9 protein-coding genes are annotated in these 18,150 nt (G+C 51.0%); 1 reads left to right on the top strand and 8 read right to left on the bottom strand.

What is annotated here, in order from left to right:
- Positions 1–29: 29 nt before the first annotated feature.
- The 4 genes from SH580_RS19540 to SH580_RS19525 form a co-directional block, all read right to left on the bottom strand.
- Positions 30–803 carry a LamG-like jellyroll fold domain-containing protein gene (locus SH580_RS19540; protein ID WP_319832494.1) on the bottom strand — a complete coding sequence of 258 codons (774 nt, stop codon included), beginning with the start codon at positions 801–803 and terminating at the stop codon, positions 30–32.
- 31 nt (positions 804–834) lie between these two features.
- Positions 835–2,223 (bottom strand): alpha-L-fucosidase, encoded by a 1,389-nt coding sequence (locus SH580_RS19535; protein WP_319832493.1) that lies wholly within the window; start codon positions 2,221–2,223, stop codon positions 835–837.
- A gap of 83 nt (positions 2,224–2,306) precedes the next feature.
- Complete coding sequence (locus SH580_RS19530; protein WP_319832492.1) at positions 2,307–6,908, bottom strand: sugar-binding domain-containing protein; 4,602 nt, start codon at positions 6,906–6,908, stop codon at positions 2,307–2,309.
- A gap of 28 nt (positions 6,909–6,936) precedes the next feature.
- Positions 6,937–8,232 (bottom strand): alpha-L-fucosidase, encoded by a 1,296-nt coding sequence (locus SH580_RS19525; RefSeq protein WP_319832491.1) that lies wholly within the window; start codon positions 8,230–8,232, stop codon positions 6,937–6,939.
- A gap of 224 nt (positions 8,233–8,456) precedes the next feature.
- Between SH580_RS19525 and SH580_RS19520 the strand changes: the two genes are divergently transcribed.
- Positions 8,457–11,150, top strand: a complete 2,694-nt coding sequence (locus tag SH580_RS19520; RefSeq protein ID WP_319832490.1) for an MGH1-like glycoside hydrolase domain-containing protein — start codon at positions 8,457–8,459, stop codon at positions 11,148–11,150.
- Between the two features lie 40 nt (positions 11,151–11,190).
- Here the strand turns inward: SH580_RS19520 and SH580_RS19515 are convergent, their stop codons facing one another.
- From SH580_RS19515 to tgt, 4 genes are all read right to left on the bottom strand, one after another.
- Entirely contained in the window at positions 11,191–12,018 is an 828-nt protein-coding gene (locus SH580_RS19515) for an MBL fold metallo-hydrolase (protein ID WP_319832489.1), read from the bottom strand.
- Between the two features lie 110 nt (positions 12,019–12,128).
- Positions 12,129–13,121, bottom strand: coding sequence for a dihydroorotate dehydrogenase-like protein (locus SH580_RS19510; RefSeq protein ID WP_319832488.1), 993 nt, complete (start codon positions 13,119–13,121; stop codon positions 12,129–12,131).
- 25 nt (positions 13,122–13,146) lie between these two features.
- On the bottom strand, positions 13,147–16,698 hold the full coding sequence (gene nifJ, locus SH580_RS19505; RefSeq protein ID WP_345786231.1) for a pyruvate:ferredoxin (flavodoxin) oxidoreductase: 3,552 nt from the start codon (positions 16,696–16,698) through the stop codon (positions 13,147–13,149).
- Between the two features lie 214 nt (positions 16,699–16,912).
- A complete protein-coding gene (gene tgt / locus SH580_RS19500) occupies positions 16,913–18,028 on the bottom strand; it encodes a tRNA guanosine(34) transglycosylase Tgt (RefSeq protein WP_319832486.1) in 1,116 nt (371 codons plus the stop codon).
- Between the last annotated feature and the right edge of the window lie 122 nt (positions 18,029–18,150).

Raw genomic sequence — 18,150 nt, 5'->3', positions numbered from 1 at the left:
AACGGAAAGACGGAGAAACTAAGAAACAATCACAGTTGCGACAATGCGTAGATTTCGGCCGGAGTCAGTGCACGTCGATACACTGCAAGTCCAGCCAACCAACCGCTAAAGAAATTACCAATCACACCACTGCGATCGACCGCCCCTACGGTGAAATCGGAACCATTGGGGCCACTATCATAGAGCCCCCCGGCCAGCGAGTATGGATTGAGGCCAGGGCGCGCGTCGAGCTGTCCATTCAACCACGCATATCCATTCGAACCATCATAACTCATCGCAACCATCACCCACTCGTCATAAGGCACCGGACTCGCTCCCATGGGACCATCGATACAGTATTTATAGCCCGGAGTCGGCCCCCCCACATGCGAGAGGTGACCACAGATCTGCTCACTGGTGCCCCAAGTGGCGATGTTTAGAAACAGTCCGTATTGTCGCCCACGGTGACTCTCGTTCCACTGCCCCGCGATAAATTCACAGCCCCGGGACAGATCCTCACGTTTAATCCACGCAACCACAGTCAACTGGCCCTCCGGCCCATGGATGTCTAAGAGCGGACATTCCGAACGCGCAATATTGAGCCACTGCCCCGTTTCAATGCGTAAGGCCGAAGCGCCCAAAGGAGCGGACGCATCCGCCACCACCTCCAACGGACCGACCTGCGAGCGGAGCACATAAGGCTCACCTTGCTGCGCCGTAAATGTTTCGGACGACTGGGAAAACTCCCAATAAGAAACCAAGCCGGGGAAATCGGCCGGTTGATAGTCGCTTAATAAAAAATCCTGTCGGGCGTGTTCCATCATATCACGAGTCATAAAATTTATACCACGCAAGCTAGGCGGACGCTTGCTCGATGAGTACCACATCTGTCAGATGGCTCAAAGAATCATCATCAACTTGAAAGCGCAATACGCCCTGCTCATAAGTAAACTCAATCGACTCGCCCGTCTTCAAAAAGGACACCGATTTAGGTGCTTGCTTAAGATACGAAATCTCAACCACAGTGGACGCATCGAACTGCCAGTCCAAGTGCGCATAGGTGCGCCCCGCTCGATGGGTCAGCGGCACATTCGACTGCTCGGGCCAACCGCCCCCCTCGGCTCCATGAATGGACTCTCCACTATGCGACATCCAATCCTTTAACTGACGCATACGTAAATAAAAGCTATGGGGCATTTGTCCCTTTGCATCAGGCGCTACATTTGGCAAAAAAGTGCCATCCCACGAACGGGTTTTAGACAATTCGCCCAGCAACCACCCGAGTGGCTTGTAAACTTCATGGTCGAGATAGCCCCACGCGCCATCGGCAAACACATGACAATACTCCCACCAACCTTTATCAAAGCGTCGTTCTGGGAACTTACACTCAGGGGTATTGAAATCTCCATATCCATAGCCACGTGAATTCACCAGAATTCCAGGCTGAATTTCACGAATTTGCTCCATGGTGATACCACCGGGTGGCACTCGACCGTCGAACCATAAGATATCAATCTTCCCATAACGAGTCAGCAACTCACGCACGTGCCCACTAGCCAACTCTGCGTGCTTCGCAAAAAATGCTGCCTCTTCCTCCGGATTCGGCTCGATCACTTCCTTCTGCTTAAAGTTCTGGTCCAGCCCAGGGTTCTGATTGCCGTATAAAAAGCTCATCCGTTCCTGCTCCAAACGCCAATCCGGCGGAGAATAGTAAAAGCCAATCTTGATCTCAAGTTTGCGGCAGGCAGCGACAAATTCCTGCAGCAAGTCACGCCCACCGAGGAAATTCTTAGTGCTCAAATCTCCATGCTCACTAGGCCATAAGCAAAATCCATCATGATGCTTCGTAGTGATCACTACATATTCGACACCGACTTCTTTTGCCGCAATCAACCACTTTTCCGGATCATAGTTCTCGCACTTAAAACCTTCAGCTTGCTCCCAATATTTATTTGGAGAACAAATGCTCTGCACGGCATAGATGCCATGTGCTTTTGCCGATTCCACAGCAAAACCAGGTGCACGCTTCATCATTCCCCAAGACAAGTCGCCCTGTCCATTCACACTGGAAATGCCCCAGTGGAAGAACATGCCTAAGCATGTATCACGATACCATTGCGCATCGGGGTGCGTCGTGCGTTGATACGCAGCAGTTTCATCGGACAGCGCCGTAATTTGCACTTTAGCATGTTGCACCGCAACATCGTCTACTGGCGCGTTCTGATCTTGGTTCTTTTGACTCATAATATCGTGTAATCGATCGTTTGTATTTATAAAAATGACTTTAACCTAGCTATGCAGCGCATTGATATGGAGCATATAAGACACTAAATAGTATCTTCCAACACTTGCATGCGAGCTGCCTGTGCCTGATGAATGATCCCGTTGAAATAATAGTTTTGCCCCCCCGCGACACCAAAGCGAATCTGCTCTAGCAAGTAATTAGGCAAGGAGGCATCGCTCACCACATCAACTCTCCCATTGCGCAACAATACCGCCTTACGTCCATCGGATTGAAACTCAAACTGAACCCGTTCACCTAATGTCAGTGGATCTGAAGATTGTAGCTGCATACGCTTTCCTTCGGCATCCAAAGTCGCGACATGCAGGCGCATACTATGCTGCTGTAACATAATACGGAAAGACCCCAATTCGATCAACCCACCATAATAACCATCCGGCTTAGCCGTAGGCGTAAAATCAATCATAATACTAAACGGCTGCTGCAACAGATCTACAGATGGTGCCAAATCCCCTCTTTTAACCAAAGCGTATTGCCCATGCTCAAAGCGTAGGCCGTCCTCAACGAGCTCAGGCGCAGACGCACTCCAATGCATATCTGGCATTGCAGTCGCCTCTTCGAAGTTGAGATCCAATACCACGCTCTTCTCCTGAATCTCTCGCCCCAAAGTAATGGCCAACAAGAGATACTGAGAATCTGACAGCCCGGCCTGAATTGAAATGGATGCGATTTCCTTCTCTGGGTGAGGATTCTTCCACGATGAACTATGAATACCCACATTGGAATTCACCAAATTATATCCGGTCCAAGCGATTGCCCCATTCGGATACTGCGAGGGCGAATGCCAATCTCCCACCTCGATGAAGCGACGCACTGGAATCGTAGCTTCAGAACCATCCGCATACCTCAAAGTATACTCGGCCAACAGATCTCCGTTTTCTCCGCCCGCCCAACTGAGCGTATGCAAGGCCCAAATCATGTCCGCCTTTGCATTGACTGGAATCTCATCGGTCGAACGCATTAACTTTGCCCCATGTTTTTCGCTACCAAAGCTCAGCACTGCTTTGTTGGCGTTTGCCTTGGGATCAACCAATTGATAGGGCACGTTCACGAACTCAACATCGGTCGGAAAATCAGGAACGGGCATATCCATGCCATCTTCTTCACCATTGCCCTTACCCGAGTGATTGATCAGGAAAAAACGCATATCGTTTTGCCCTTGGTCAGACCAACCGCCCACACCATCATCCGCCACACTGTCCATGTAGCCCATATTCGCAAAGGAAGCCAGATCTACAAAACTGTAGTCGTAATCAACTGGTTTGGCAAACTCGAAACCGACTCCGAGATTCGTCAACATACTGGAAACAATGCGCAAGGCTTTCTCCGTCAAAGTGCCCACCGCGGCCTCCCAGTTCAGTGTATCGAATATAATGGTACCCGCGCCCGTATTGAATTTCATCAGATATGCGGGCTGAGTCAGGTGCTTCACATCGCTCTCAAATGGGTTTAAATCGAGAGTCCAATCCCCCGCATCGACTGTCACGTTGGCAAACTCGAAAATGGGCCCGCCATGATACATCTTGGGCATATACCAAGCGAAATCAAAGTTAGATAAACCTGCAAGAAATGGATCTTCAGTCACTGGCATTGTGCCAGCATATTCATCCGGCACAGCGGCCAACGATGCCCCCTCCGGCAAGAGTGAGGCCACTTTTTCAAGCGTCTCTGGAGTAAAGCCATGCAACCACAGCGTACGTCCATCATCCAGGGCAGCCTGTAAATCAGCCACATCAAAGCTAGCAGATTGATCGACTAGAATAGGTCCTGTAGCTGCAAGCTCAGTCTGATAAAGCGCGCCGGATAAATCCAGAGCTTCACGCATCGCTTGATTCTCTCCTGACAAGACGGAGAATTCAACCGTCGTCCGAGGCAGGCGCTCAACGCCATAGCGGATTAAATTGGCCAACAATTGACGTGCCGCAGGCTCCGGAGTCGTCAACTCGAAGGTAGTCATCAAGAAAGCTCCTTGACCAACCGGGATGTCCAGCAATGGACTCCAACTCAGACCAAAACGCCCGCCCGCATCGGCGATGACTTGCATTGGCCCAAGTTGCGGCTTCTTAAAGGTCCCGTAAGAAACCACATTATTCTCATTCCAGAAGCTGAGCTGCGCTTCATTCATATCTTTCAAGGCAGGATGCTCGGGCATCCGCGCCCACGCTTGAGTCGCCGCATGACGCATATCACGCTCTGGCAGCTCGATACGATACGGCTGCCATGAATCCTGAGGTAACATCAAAACCACCCCGCCGGCTGCCACAAATGCATCCAGAGAATCCTGTAACTGCTTGCGAAAACCACCGGTTCCAATCACTGCCAACTTCTTTCCAACGGGAATCTGGGTGCCCTGCAATCGGTCCACCCCAGTCAAACCGAACTGTTCCAAGCTGTGATCCAAACTTCCCTCTGGATCAATGAGCACAATACTCTGCGCCATCGCGGACAAATCGTAATCAGGCACAATATAAATCGATTCGTCATAACGATCCACCTCGACATCTTTAGCCCCACGTTTCCAAATCAAGCGCACAAGAAATTCGGCTTCCGTCGTGGCATCCACTTCTGGCACGGGCAGCTCAATCACTTGCGACCATAGTCCGCCTGGTTTCAGGTAAAAGTCGATCCGCGACTCTTCGACTAAAATTCCATCAACAGTAAGATAATACTCGATGGCGTTCAACGGGCGCACTTCATCATTAAAGACAGCAAGCTTACGTTTAAAGACACCTCCACTATCTACGTTCGCTTGAAAATCAATCGGCGCCACTCTCATCGCCTTTAATAATTCCGCCTTATCGCCAGACCAGGGCGTCATACCGGCCACGCCCATGTATCGGTAGAAATCAACCATGCGACGTAAATTATCGATATAGTAATTATCACGCTCCGCATCCGAGGCACCATAATCCATGCCTCCGCGGGTATTTTTTTGCCATTTGATCCAATCAAAAACATCATCCCCACCGTAACTGGCACAGCTATTCCAATCACCGCCACCGCCAAATTCACCGATCACAAGGGGGCGATCCCATTTAAAATTAGCACGCCAGGCACGCCCGCCTTCACGCGTGAGCCATTGCAAATCGTTGGGCACTTGTAAGCCAGAATTGGGATACTCCAAACGCAAGGTGCCTGCCGTCCCCTCGGGATAGTGAATATTAGTAATATCGAGCAACTTATTCCAATCGTTGTCACCATCTGCCTGGAACGGCCGGGTTGGATCCATCTCACGCATGACCTTGACGATCTGTTCCGCCACCGCCATTTCTTCGGGTAGATTTCGCTCCCAATAAGTTTCATTGGCCAATGAATAAATAACGACCGAAGGCTCATTACGCATCTGCTTCGCCCAACGTTTATAATAGTCTAAAGTGCCCGGTAACCAAGCAGCCACCTTATCCGCATCATGAGGATATATTTTCACCCACGAGTACGCGGCTTCGGGAGTGACTAAAATGCCTTCCATATTTGCGCGGTGAATCAAGTCTGGATCATTCGCCCCGAGATGCTGGCGTATACTATTCAACGGTGCCAGATCCTCGATCGTCTGTGCATGCCGATGCGGCGTCAAATCCACCGTACCTAAAGGAGCCAACGAAGTGCTACGCCGCAACACCACACGCTCACCATTGAGTAAGAAATCCTTCCCCTGAATGCTAAACTCTCTAAATCCGAAGGTTTGCTCATATTGGTCGACCAAACGTGAGCCGTCATATAAAGAAACCTCTGCAATGTACATTTCAGGCGAAGTCGCGGACCACAAAACAGGCGCAACCCAATCTGCTTTAATATCCGTGATGCTCACCGTATCCGCAGCCAGTTCCACTGGGCTGCCGGAAAACTGCCCCACTACATTCAATGGGTCACGTAACGACTTAACACGAACTTTGGGCGTCAGCTCTGCCGTTTGCACGGTATCATTCTGTATACTCAGCTCAAATTCGATATTTTTATTCTGAACACTGGTCTTAACAAACACATCTTCGACAAAGATCTCTGGGCGAAATTCCAGGCGAATCGGACCACGAACGCCAGCCAGTGCTCCCATACTGGGAGCGACATATACCGCTGCAGCTGGATCAATCAGGCCTTCACGTGTCGTGACCACCAGCACAAGTTCATTCTCGCCCGCTTTCACATAGTCGGTCAGATCGAAATCAAGCGGCACTGTGGACTGAATCGACTCCCCCGCTTGCACGCCGTTGACAAAGACCGCCGAACGATAAGACATACCAGCCACCGTCAAATAGACGCGATGCCCTTCCAGCATCTGACTCGAAATTTGCACACTGCGGCGAAACCACGCACTGCGATCTTCGGTCACCTTAAACTGCCCATTTGCATCCAAATACTTGTGTGGCTCTACGTTATTGTACATCCACTTATTATCCGTCGACTTCAGTTTGCGAGCCAGCCCCGTGGTTGGAACCTCTGAAGAAGCCCACTGTAAGCCCGCGGGAATCTCGCCCAGGTCTATAGTATCACCGATGGCTTCCTGCCAGTCATCGCCAGCAAGATTAATCACCTGGCGAAGGGAGCTTGCCTGCGTCGCACTGTGGATGCCTACGACAATCAATAAAAGAATGAGTCGTAGTGAATTCAAAGCAGGGATAGGTATACGCATAATAAAATAGAGAAACTGAGTAAGAGCTTTAGTTGAGAAAGAATTCAATTACAGGGATAGTGACATCTTCGGGTTCACTCATTAATTGCAGACTAACCGAGCCCGGCGGGAAACGAGGATTCATATTTTCGTTCGTGCCTGGCGGGGGCGTTTTCGTTTGAATATAACTACCATCACTGAGCAATTGGGCATACTTAATGCGCCCTTCTAATCCGTGCAAAATTACATTCGCCTGAGTGGGCCAACGCATAAAATGTAAATAGAGACAGTTCCGCCCCGCGTGATAAGTGTAGCGACAATCATTCGGTGGAGGTGGAATATCTTTAGGAGCCTGACCACAACCATAGATAGCACGCGAATGATATTTCATCCAGTGCGCGTATACATCCAGAATCTTCCGTTCATGTGAACTAATATACCCGCGAGCAGTGGGCCCAATATTCATTAGACTATTACCGTTCAAACTAGTCTGCGTGATCAAGATTTCCAAACAGCGAAATGCTGATTTGCTATACGACTTCTCATCGCGATTGTAACACCAGGAAGCCGATAAATTATGACATCCCTCCCATGTTACACTGCGCCCCTCGGCATCGACGCAATCTGCATCGCGCAGGTAATTTTCAGGCGTCAATAGATCCTCGGACCCAGGCAAGGACAAACGGTTGTTTAATAATATATGCGGTTGCAAGGATCGAATCATATCCAGCATCGCTTGAGATTCACAGGCCACTGGATCAATCTGGCCACTCACATCAAACCAAAACTCCACGATCTCGCCGTAGTTCGTCAATAACTCACGCACTTGATCCCGCATATACTTCGCATACCGCGCCATAGTGCGCCCCTCATTTAACGCGCGAATCTCCTCCGGCGACAGGTGTCTCTTACTATGCGATGAGTCAATTATGTAATCTGGGTGGTGCCAGTCCGAAATCGAATAATACAAGCCTACCTTTAAGCCCTCGGCCCGAAATGCATCTACAATCTCACGCAGCACATCGCGCCCGATGCGTGTATTGGTGATCTTATAATCGGTAAACTCGGTTTCCCACATACAGAAGCCGTCATGATGCTTGGTGGTAAACACCACATACTGCATGCCACACTCGCGAGCAATCCGCGCCCACTCTTTCGGCTCAAACATATCAGGATCAAAATGCTGGATCATGTTTTGATACTCTTCGTCAGACAGCTTACTCCAATACTGACACCACTCATTGGTCGCATACATAGCGTAAACTCCCCAATGAATGAACATGCCAAAACGATCATGCTTAAAGCGTGCTAAATTATCTTCTTTAGTTAAAGGAGAGGCATTCATCCTGGATAATAGTTAAAGGGTAGTGTTTCGACAAGTAACGCAATCCTTGTGATACGATGGTCTATACAAATACAATTAGGGGCACGGGTAAGATGAATTTTCACCAACTTTTAAACTGGATCTTCAATAAATTCGTCGTTGAATCAACTACACGGATAAGAGCGATGTCAATTCTCATCTCTTAAAATTAACAAACTCCTACAGGCCCCGAAACGCACGCCCCCATGGCAGACTTCTACAACTATACCACGCCTGAGAAAGATCCTTTTCAATGGCAACAATGGCCCATCGAAAACTTCACAGGCACACACGATTTGCTGGGGCTCGGCCCATGGGGCCCCTACGGAAAACGCTACTTTGGATTAAGCTATTTACCCGGGCCGAAAGGACTGCGTCTGGATCTGGTTTGCGCGCCAGAATTATATCGCCGCCGTATCGCGCTACCGCACGCCATCCAAGACTCCGGTTACTTGCCCTGGGACGCCCAAAGTGACTTCGTTCACTATGTATATCGTCAGCAAATTCTGCCCAAGGATCAGCTATTTGCCGACATCCACTTCCAACGCATCCAGGAGAATACTTATCAGATTCAAATTGAATGGTGCAATCAGAGTGAACTCCAGCGCGAAGTGCGTCTACACCTATGTCTAGGAATGCAAGCGATGGCGACAGGTGCTTGGCAACCTCAAGCGATCGCGGCCGTGTCCCTGCAAGCCGACAAGCACACTCATTGGATAGATGCACTGGGCTATAAGCACACCGACCTGCCTTACAACTCTGCCGAAGGCTTAATTGCCGATGGTAGACGCCGCTGCGAAGCCATAGTGCCTGGCTTCAATGATGGAATCGGACTTCACTGGCCCGAGAAAGGCCTCGGCTCTCACGTCACTTACCTCCTTCCCCATCGGCATCATCGTTATCTTTTTATACGCTACCAATCCAAACAAGCCTTCAGCCTACGCTTGCACACAGACTCACACACACAGATCGTAGAGCTCCCCGCCAGCGATACGCCCGGCTTAAGCGGCCCCATTGAATTGCCTCTAAAGAGCACATCATTTCGTATCGAAGCCCACAATGCGGTGGCAGACTTTTTACTGGATGGCTTTGTACAATCGGCCAAGGCTCAAATCCCCCAATTTATAGAAGCGCCCCAGGCTAGCTTTGCCGCAATGCACAATCAGTCGGATCAACAAGCCGATCTAGAATGGCCGGCACTCCCAGGGCGAATGCGCATTCAAGCCCAGGACACCACGCTGACTACACGACGCTACCGCGGCGACCTGGAGCAAGCCTTACTCCTAGGCATGCATGATCACGTCAGCGACGAGATTTCGGCACCGGGCAATGGCCATTTCCACAGCTGGATCACTCCCAAGCTCACACTACCAACTCACGCCTCGCGCACCCAACGCTTTACCCTCACATGGCTCAAGCAGCCCGATGCGCCACAAGCCCCGCCCCGTTCGCATTCGCCCCACTCCCCCCCAGTCAACCTAGACCTGCCAGGCTCCAATGCAAAACGCTTTGGAGTCGATCGCCTCGCAGCGGTGCTCCAAACAAACATCGTCTACCCGACCTATATCAAAGGCGATGCGATCCGACACTACCCGCCTGGTCGTTGGTGGGACTCTCTCTACACTTGGGACTGTGGCTGTATCGGACTAGGCTTGGCAGAAATTGCACCCCGGCGCGCCGTGGAATTACTGAACACCTACCTAACCGAAACCGACGATGCGGATTGTGCCTTCATCCACCACGGCTCACCTGTGCCCGTGCAACACTATTTGTATTTTGATCTTTGGCAGAAGACCCAAGATCGCGACTTGCTCGCCTATTTTTACCCCAAACTAGCCCGTAGCCTCCGCTACCTTGCTGGCCTCGATCCGCGCTCGCCCACACGTTCATTTCGAAACAACTTAATCGCCACATGGGACTTATTCTACAATTCCGGGGGCTGGGATGACTACCCACCGCAGCAGTATTTGCTACGGGAGAATATCGAACGCCGACCGCACATCGCACCGATGGTCGTGGCTAGCCATGTCGCCGTAGCAGCCGATCTCATGGCGATGGCCGCACAAGAACTCGGCGAAGACTCGCAACAATGGCTAAATCTTAGCCAAAAGATCGCCACCGACATCGACCGCTACGCTTGGGACCCCGCTTCTCAATTGTATGGATACGTGGAGCACGATCCGACAGGCCAAGCCATCGGCCTATTACACCATCAAGCCAGTGGCGAAAGCTTCAACCGCGGCCTGGATGGTGCCATGCCCGCCATGACCGCTCGCATCGCACCTGAACGCAGTCAAGCGATCTGGCAGGCACTCGCCGATCCCAATAAGTTTATGACAGCTGTAGGGCTCTCCACGGTCGATCAATCTGCGCCTTATTATTCTCAGCAAGGCTATTGGAATGGCGCCAGCTGGATTCCTTATCAGTATTTCTTCTGGAAAGCCGCTCTCGATGCAGGTCAAGCCGCATGGGCGCATTCACTCGCGGATCAAGTGGTGCGTATGTACAGTCGTGAAACCGAAGATAGCTATTGCTGCTTCGAGCACTTCATGATCGAGAGTGGACGCGGCGCAGGTTGGCATCACTTCGGGGGACTCTCTGCCCCCATTCTAAATCTCTTTGCAGCCTACCATACTCCCGGGCGCATCAGCACAGGACTACGCACATGGATCCATAAACAGACTTGGGACTCCACGATGCAATCCGTCGAATTTACAGTCTCGACTCTAGTCTCCAACAATCAAAGTTCCCCGTTGATCCTAGTCGCCCTCGCACCACAACAGAAAGTGCGCAAAGTCACTCTCGATGGTCAAGACATAGAATACCGCACCTTGCCTTCAGGCGTGTTGGAATTCTCAATCCCCGCGGCCCGAAATCACCTGCAAATTATTATTCAATAGCCGGTGATTACTTCACCCGCTTCGCGAGGCACAATGTCACTCAAAAGAACGGGTTATGACTCAGCTCTTCGCCGACTGTAGTCATGGGACCGTGTCCGGGACAAAGCACTGTATCCGGAGAGAGTGTAAGTAACTTGTTGCGGTTATTATTAAGGGCTAACTGATAGCCCTGCTTGGTGCCCCCCATCGAGAGGCAGAATATAGAATCGCCCACAAAAGCGACCTGTCTGCCGAGTCCATTGACGATATAACTCAGTGCTCCGCGTGAATGACCGTTGGTTTCCACCGCCTTAATCTGAAATTTACCGATGCATAACTCCGCCTCAGGCTCTAACAAACGGGTATCCGCTACCGGCTCATTGGCGGGCGCATAAACCTGCCCTGCAGGCGCTGCCGCTGCCAACGCGCTCAAGCCACCGATATGATCACGATGCGCGTGCGTGAGAAAAACCGCCTGTAAATGCAATTTCTGCGCACGAATAAAATCTAACACCGGCTCCGCCCGGGTGCCGGTATCGAAGACAAGCGCATCTCCGCTGGATACGTCGTAAGCCACAAAGCAATTGGTGCTCGCGTCAGGATAACTGGCCTCTGGAAAAGGCATGCAAATACACTTCAGCCCCTCAAGCTCCACTGCTTCGGGATACCAGTCTCCGCGAGCGAGGGCGACTAACTTTTCAGGGTCCAACTTGAGCACTAGCGCCAACTTACGCAGCTGTGCTTCGTTAAATTCCCCCGCCAAGAGTGCACGCACTTCTTTTAAACTCAGTCCGGATCGAATCGAGAGTGCTCCGTGCCCCAAGCGCTGCCCTACGGCGGCCTTGCGCAGCACATCTTCAAAGCTATCTTCAATTGGTATTCGCATCATTCCTTGTAAAATAGCAATGATCCATAGAAGCAAGTGCGTATAGCGACTTCTAAGCCCGCAGATGTGACGATCACACTTCAGGATCGTCACATCTATATATATTTTTACGACTAGCTACGCCAGCTTTTGAGCACCCGCATGTAATTTGCGCGCTCGAGCGCATCCGGGTCCGGACAGCGTAGATAATTCATACAGCCACGCAGCTCCTCCAGTGAGGCATACTCTTTTTCCTGCATCCAGGCGTTCACCTCATCCAGCATCTCTTGCACTTGCTCTGGACCGTTGATCAGCAGACTGGAAACCACTTGAATCGCATCCGCCCCAGCCATCAGTGCTTTGACAGCGTCGATCCCCGTGTGCACGCCACCAGAGACTGCGAGTTGGGCATCGATACGACCGCTCAAAAACGCGAGCCAACGTAAACGCAGACGCAACTCATGCGAATGCGACAGGTCCAGCATCGGGCGTATGTCGAGGTTCTCGATATCAATGTCGGGCTGATAAAAGCGGTTAAAGCAAACGAGGCTGTCAGCACCTGCAGCTGCGAGACGTTTCGCAAAATGTGGCAGTGCAGTGAAAAAAGGCGACAATTTAACGGCTAATGGCACGGTAATGCGGGCCTTAACCGCCTCCACAATACGAATGCAGCGGTCTTCCAACTGACTAGCGCTCTCGTCGATATCCGTGGGCAGGAAGTATAGATTTAGTTCCAAGGCATCGGCCCCGGCACTTTCAATCAAAGTGGCGTAATTCACCCACTCCCCTTCGCGCGTGCCATTGAGCGAACCAATCACGGGCACACTCACGGCCGCCTTTACCTTGGCCAACTGATCGAGATAATGTTCGACTCCGCGTTCGAGCAAATCCACCTCAGGAAAATACGAAGCCGCCTCCGAAAAGGAATTTTCGTAGCTACCTAAGTGAGCTTCGGTGCCGATCATGTTTTGTGTAATCTGCTCTTCAAAGAGTGAATACATCGTAATGGCCGCAATGCCAGCGTCTTCAAGGGCCCGCACTTTATCCAAATCGTCCGGCAAGGGTGAAGCGCCTGCGATAATTGGATGCTTAAGGTCGAGGCCAAGATATTTAGTGTCTAAGTTCATAACTATGGATTGGGTTCGGCGGGGATTATTCTGCGTCTTCGTCAGCCGTTTCAAAGGGCTTTGAGAGACGATCATAGAGTTCGAAACGTTCATCAACGAAGGCTTGAGCCGCTTGCCCCAGTTCCTTCGCACGAGCAGGATCTTTCATTTTCAGCATCCGGAAGCGAGCTTCGTTATCTGTATATGCATAGAGCGGTTGCTTCGGCTTACGCGAATCGAGCTTGAGCGGATTCTCCCCTTGTGCATGACGTGCGGGATCGTAACGGTACAGCGGCCAGGCACCACTGTCGACAGCCAGTTTTTGCTGCTCGAAGCCACTGGCCAAATTATAGCCGTGTGCAATACAGTGACTGTAAGCGATGATCAACGAAGGCCCGGGATGGCGCATGGCTTCATAGATGGCATTGACCGTTTGGGTATCTTTCGCGCCAATGGCAATCCGTGCGACATACACGTTACCATAATTCATTGCGATCAATCCCAAATCCTTCTTGCCAGTGACCTTTCCGGAAGCGGCAAATTTTGCAATCGCACCAATCGGGGTGGACTTACTGGCTTGGCCACCGGTGTTGGAATAGACCTCAGTGTCGAGCACCATGATATTTACATTGCGCCCGGAAGCGAGCACATGATCCACACCACCAAAACCGATATCGTAGGCCCAGCCATCACCACCAATAATCCAAACCGATTTTTCAACCAGGTAGTCCGCGACATCCAGCAAGCGCTTGGCCTTAGGCTCATTCAGTGATTCGAGTTGAACCTTGAGCTGGGCCACACGAGCACGTTGATCGGCAATGCCTGCTTCGGTGGATTGATCCGCACTTAGGATGGCATCGACCAGTTCGACATCCAAGCTGGAGCTCAAGCCACGCAGCAAGTTTTGCGCAATAACGACCTGCTTATCCACGGCGACCCGCATACCCAGACCAAATTCTGCATTATCCTCGAACAGTGAGTTCGCCCATGCGGGGCCACGGCCATCATCGTTACATGTGTAAGGAGTGGTCGGCAGGTTGCCCCCATAAATGGAGGAACACCCAGTGGCATTGGCCATTAATAAACGGTCACCACAAATCTGCGTCAGCATCTTCAGATAGGGAGTTTCACCACATCCAGCACAAGCCCCGGAGAATTCAAAGAGCGGTTCCTTGAATTGAGTGAATTTCACGTCCTCCTTCAAGCTGGTGCGATCCGGCTTAGGCAGATCCAGGAAAAACTTGTAGTTCGCACGCTCGTCCTCCAACAAGGGATTTTGCATCCGCATATTGATCGCCTTCTCACGGGGATTGCTCTTGTTCTTGGCAGGACAGACTGCCACACAGAGCGAACAACCGGTGCAATCTTCCGGTGCCACTTGGATGGTAAACTTCTTATCAACAAAATCACGCACGCGGAAGTCGGTCGAACGGAAGCAATCAGGCGCGCCTTCGAGCGCATCAGCGTCGTAGAAATTCGAACGAATGGCGGCATGCGGACAGGCCTGCACACACTTATTACACTGGATACAAACGGAGGGATCCCAAATGGGAATTTCCTGTGCAATATTACGTTTCTCCCATTGACTGGTACCGACATCCCACACCCCATCAGGACGAAACACGCTGACAGGCAGGGCATCGCCTTTATTTTGCAACATCACCGAAGTCACACGTTGCACAAAATCCGGCGCTTCGGCTGGCACCACTGGTGGCAACTCAATGGTAGAGCTGACAGTTGCTGGAACGGAAACTTGTTGTAGCGCAGCCAAAGTTTGATCCACCGCCGCAAAATTCTTTTGCACGATTTCGGGACCTTTTTTACCGTAAGTCTTTTCGATCGCTTCTTTAATTTTAGCAATCGCTTCATCCTTAGGCAGCACTCCCGAGATCGCAAAGAAACAAGTTTGCATGATCGTATTGATGCGCCCTCCCATGCCTGCAGCTCGGGCGACTTGATACGCATCGATCACGTAAAACTGTAACTGCTTTTCGATCACCGCTTCTTGCACGGGCCGCGGCAAATGTGCCCACACGGTATCCGCAGGATAAATCGAATTGAGCAAGAACACACCCTTCGGCGCCGCATATTCCAGCACATCGTACTGATCTAAAAACTGCGCTTGGTGGCAACCAACAAAACTTGCGTTCTTGATCAAATACGGCGCACGAATCACTTCAGGACCAAAACGTAGGTGCGATATAGTCACCGCACCGGACTTCTTGGAATCGTATACGAAATAACCTTGCGCGAAATTAGGCGTGCCTTCTCCGATGATCTTCACGCTATTCTTATTGGCACCCACCGTGCCGTCCGAGCCGAGACCGAAAAAGACAGCACGTATCACTTCGCTCTTTTCCAAATCGAAGGCGTCATCCACCTGCAGCGAAAGCCCCGTCACATCATCCACGATGCCCACAGTGAAACGACGCTTAGCGGACTCACTCAGCAACTCATCAAAGATCGCTTTGACCATCGCCGGTGTAAAGTCCTTCGAGCCCAAACCATAACGCCCACCAATCACAGTCGGACAGAACGAATCTGGCAAGAGCCCAACCTGACGCGCCTCTTCAATGCATGCCATCATTTCGACTAACAATGGCTCACCGAGTGCACCCGACTCTTTACAACGGTCGAGCACCGCAATGTGCCGCACAGACTTAGGCATCGCCGCGACTAAGCGCTTCAAGTCAAGCGGCCGGTAAAGACGAATCTTAAGCACACCGGTCTTGCGACCTTGCGCGTTCAAATATGCGGCCGTCTCGGCTGCGGTTTCAGCGCCAGAGCCCATGATCACGATCAACTCTTCCGCGTCCTCAGCCCCTTCATACTCGTAGAGCGAGTATTGACGCCCAGTTAACTCCGCGAATTTATTCATCTCCGCTTCCACCACATCGGCACAGGCATCATAAAACGGATTAGCCGCCTCGCGGGCTTGAAAGAAAACATCAGGATTTTGAGCCGTGCCACGAATCGTCGGATGATCGGGCGAGAGGCTGTTTTCGCGAATGCGCGAGATCGCTGCAGTATCAATCATCGCTTCGATAATCGAATCGTCCAACAACTCGATCTTATTAATTTCATGCGAGGTGCGAAAGCCATCGAAGAAATGCATAAACGGCACCCGACATTTTAAAGTAGCCGCATGCGAAATCAGCGCAAGGTCTTGCGCCTCCTGCACTGTATTCGAGGCCAACATAGCAAAGCCGGTCTGACGACAAGCCATCACATCCGAGTGATCTCCAAAAATCGAAAGCCCATGCGTGGCTAGGGCCCGCGCAGCGACGTGCATGCAGAAAGGTGTCAACTCACCCGCGATCTTATACATATTGGGGATCATCAACAGTAATCCCTGCGAAGAAGTAAAGGTGGTGCACAACGCACCCGCCTGCAGCGATCCATGAATAGCGCCAGCGACGCCACCTTCAGATTGAAGCTGCACCACTTCAGGCACATCAGACCAAATATTGGGACGCTTTGCTGAGGACCATTCGTCACAGACTTCAGCCATACTCGTCGAGGGGGTAATTGGATAAATCGCAATGACTTCTGACGCGCGATAAGCCACTGAGGCCACCGCTTCGTTCGCATCCAACATACTCACAGAGGAAGGGTTCTTTTTTTCTTTCACGATAAGAAACCCTAAAGATAGAGCCCCAAATAGTAAAGAATATCTAATACAAGAACGAGCGAGTTTAGCACAACTAATAGGCGAAATTAATCCAATTCCTAGTAGCCAAGTGACTGATAAAGTACCCGATCACCCATTTTTAAAGATCGGAGACGCGGTTAATGATGGCACTGACTTCGGACTACTGATTCCCCGCGTTATAGCGCTCGATCCACGCAGCGCTCCAGGCGGCATAATCACCTGCCTCGATGTGCGCCCGCGCTTGCGCCATTAAATCCAGAAAAAAGTGCGTATTATGTATGGAAAGTAAAGTGTGCGCCAACAACTCCTTCGCCATAATCAAGTGACGCAAATAAGCGCGACTGAAGTTTTGGCAGGTATAATTATCCGCCTCCATGATAGGATTAGGATCATGCTTAAAACGTTCATTTTTAAGGTTCAGCACTCCATGCGGAGTGAACACGGACGCATGACGCGCTAGCCGTGTTGGCATCACACAATCAAACATATCCATTCCCAATCCCACCATTTTTAATAACTGCGGCGGCGTCCCCACGCCCATTACGTAGCGGGGCTTCCCCTTTGGCATCACAGGTGCCGTGGCAGCCACCTGGCGAATCATTTCTTCTTCCGGCTCACCAACACTCACGCCCCCTATCGCATACCCCGGAAAATCCATCTCAGCCAACGCCTGACCACAATGCTGGCGAAGATCATCGTAAATCGAGCCTTGGATAATGCCAAAAACGTGGTGCCCGCTCTCAATGAAACCATCCCTGGTCGCATGTTCTAAAAACTCCCCGGCCCAGCGGATTGTGCGTGCAACGGCGCTCTCACACTCGTCTCGCTCGCAGGGATACGGCGGACACTCGTCGAGCACCATCGCAATGTCCGTATCGAGATTCTTCTGAATTTCGTAACAATTTTGCGGCCCCAAAAAAAGCTTACGACCATCCAAGTGCGAGCGGAATTCAATCCCTTTTTCAGTGATTTTACGAAGCTTCGAAAGGCTGAAAACCTGAAAACCGCCACTATCGGTCAGAATCGGCTTCTTCCAATTCATAAATTGATGCAGTCCCCCCATCTCATGCACTAGATCCGAGCCAGGGCGAATATTGAGGTGATACGTGTTCCCTAAAATAATTTGTGCTCCCACCTCTTCAATCTGGGCGGGCGTCATCCCCTTAACCGTAGCTTGTGTGCCCACGGGCATGAAAATAGGAGTCTGGATATCACCATGCCGAGTCTTGAGAACTCCGCGCCGTGCCTGACCGTCTTCTTTGATCAATGTAAACATACAGGAGAACGTTGAACACCGAACTTCCAACTTCCAATATCGAATATTAGAAATCGGTGGGGTGCCTGATTGTTCGAAGTTCGGCGTTGTATGTTCGACGTTCGACGTTCTTAGTGAACTTC

Source organism: Coraliomargarita algicola, assembly GCF_033878955.1.
Taxonomy (GTDB): domain Bacteria; phylum Verrucomicrobiota; class Verrucomicrobiia; order Opitutales; family Coraliomargaritaceae; genus Thalassobacterium; species Thalassobacterium algicola.
The sequence above is the reverse complement of the archived record's forward strand: the minus strand, read 5'-3'. Positions and strand labels throughout refer to the sequence as shown.

What these genes read in the sequence shown, in the direction of transcription:
- SH580_RS19520 (WP_319832490.1), top strand. Translation starts at nt 8,457, where the DNA reads ATGGCAGACTTCTACAACTATACCACGCCTGAGAAAGATCCTTTTCAA.
- SH580_RS19515 (WP_319832489.1), bottom strand. Translation starts at nt 12,018, where the DNA reads ATGATGCGAATACCAATTGAAGATAGCTTTGAAGATGTGCTGCGCAAG.
- SH580_RS19525 (WP_319832491.1), bottom strand. Translation starts at nt 8,232, where the DNA reads ATGAATGCCTCTCCTTTAACTAAAGAAGATAATTTAGCACGCTTTAAG.
- SH580_RS19530 (WP_319832492.1), bottom strand. Translation starts at nt 6,908, where the DNA reads ATGCGTATACCTATCCCTGCTTTGAATTCACTACGACTCATTCTTTTA.
- tgt (WP_319832486.1), bottom strand. Translation starts at nt 18,028, where the DNA reads ATGTTTACATTGATCAAAGAAGACGGTCAGGCACGGCGCGGAGTTCTC.
- SH580_RS19535 (WP_319832493.1), bottom strand. Translation starts at nt 2,223, where the DNA reads ATGAGTCAAAAGAACCAAGATCAGAACGCGCCAGTAGACGATGTTGCG.
- SH580_RS19510 (WP_319832488.1), bottom strand. Translation starts at nt 13,121, where the DNA reads ATGAACTTAGACACTAAATATCTTGGCCTCGACCTTAAGCATCCAATT.
- nifJ (WP_345786231.1), bottom strand. Translation starts at nt 16,698, where the DNA reads ATGTTGGATGCGAACGAAGCGGTGGCCTCAGTGGCTTATCGCGCGTCA.
- SH580_RS19540 (WP_319832494.1), bottom strand. Translation starts at nt 803, where the DNA reads ATGATGGAACACGCCCGACAGGATTTTTTATTAAGCGACTATCAACCG.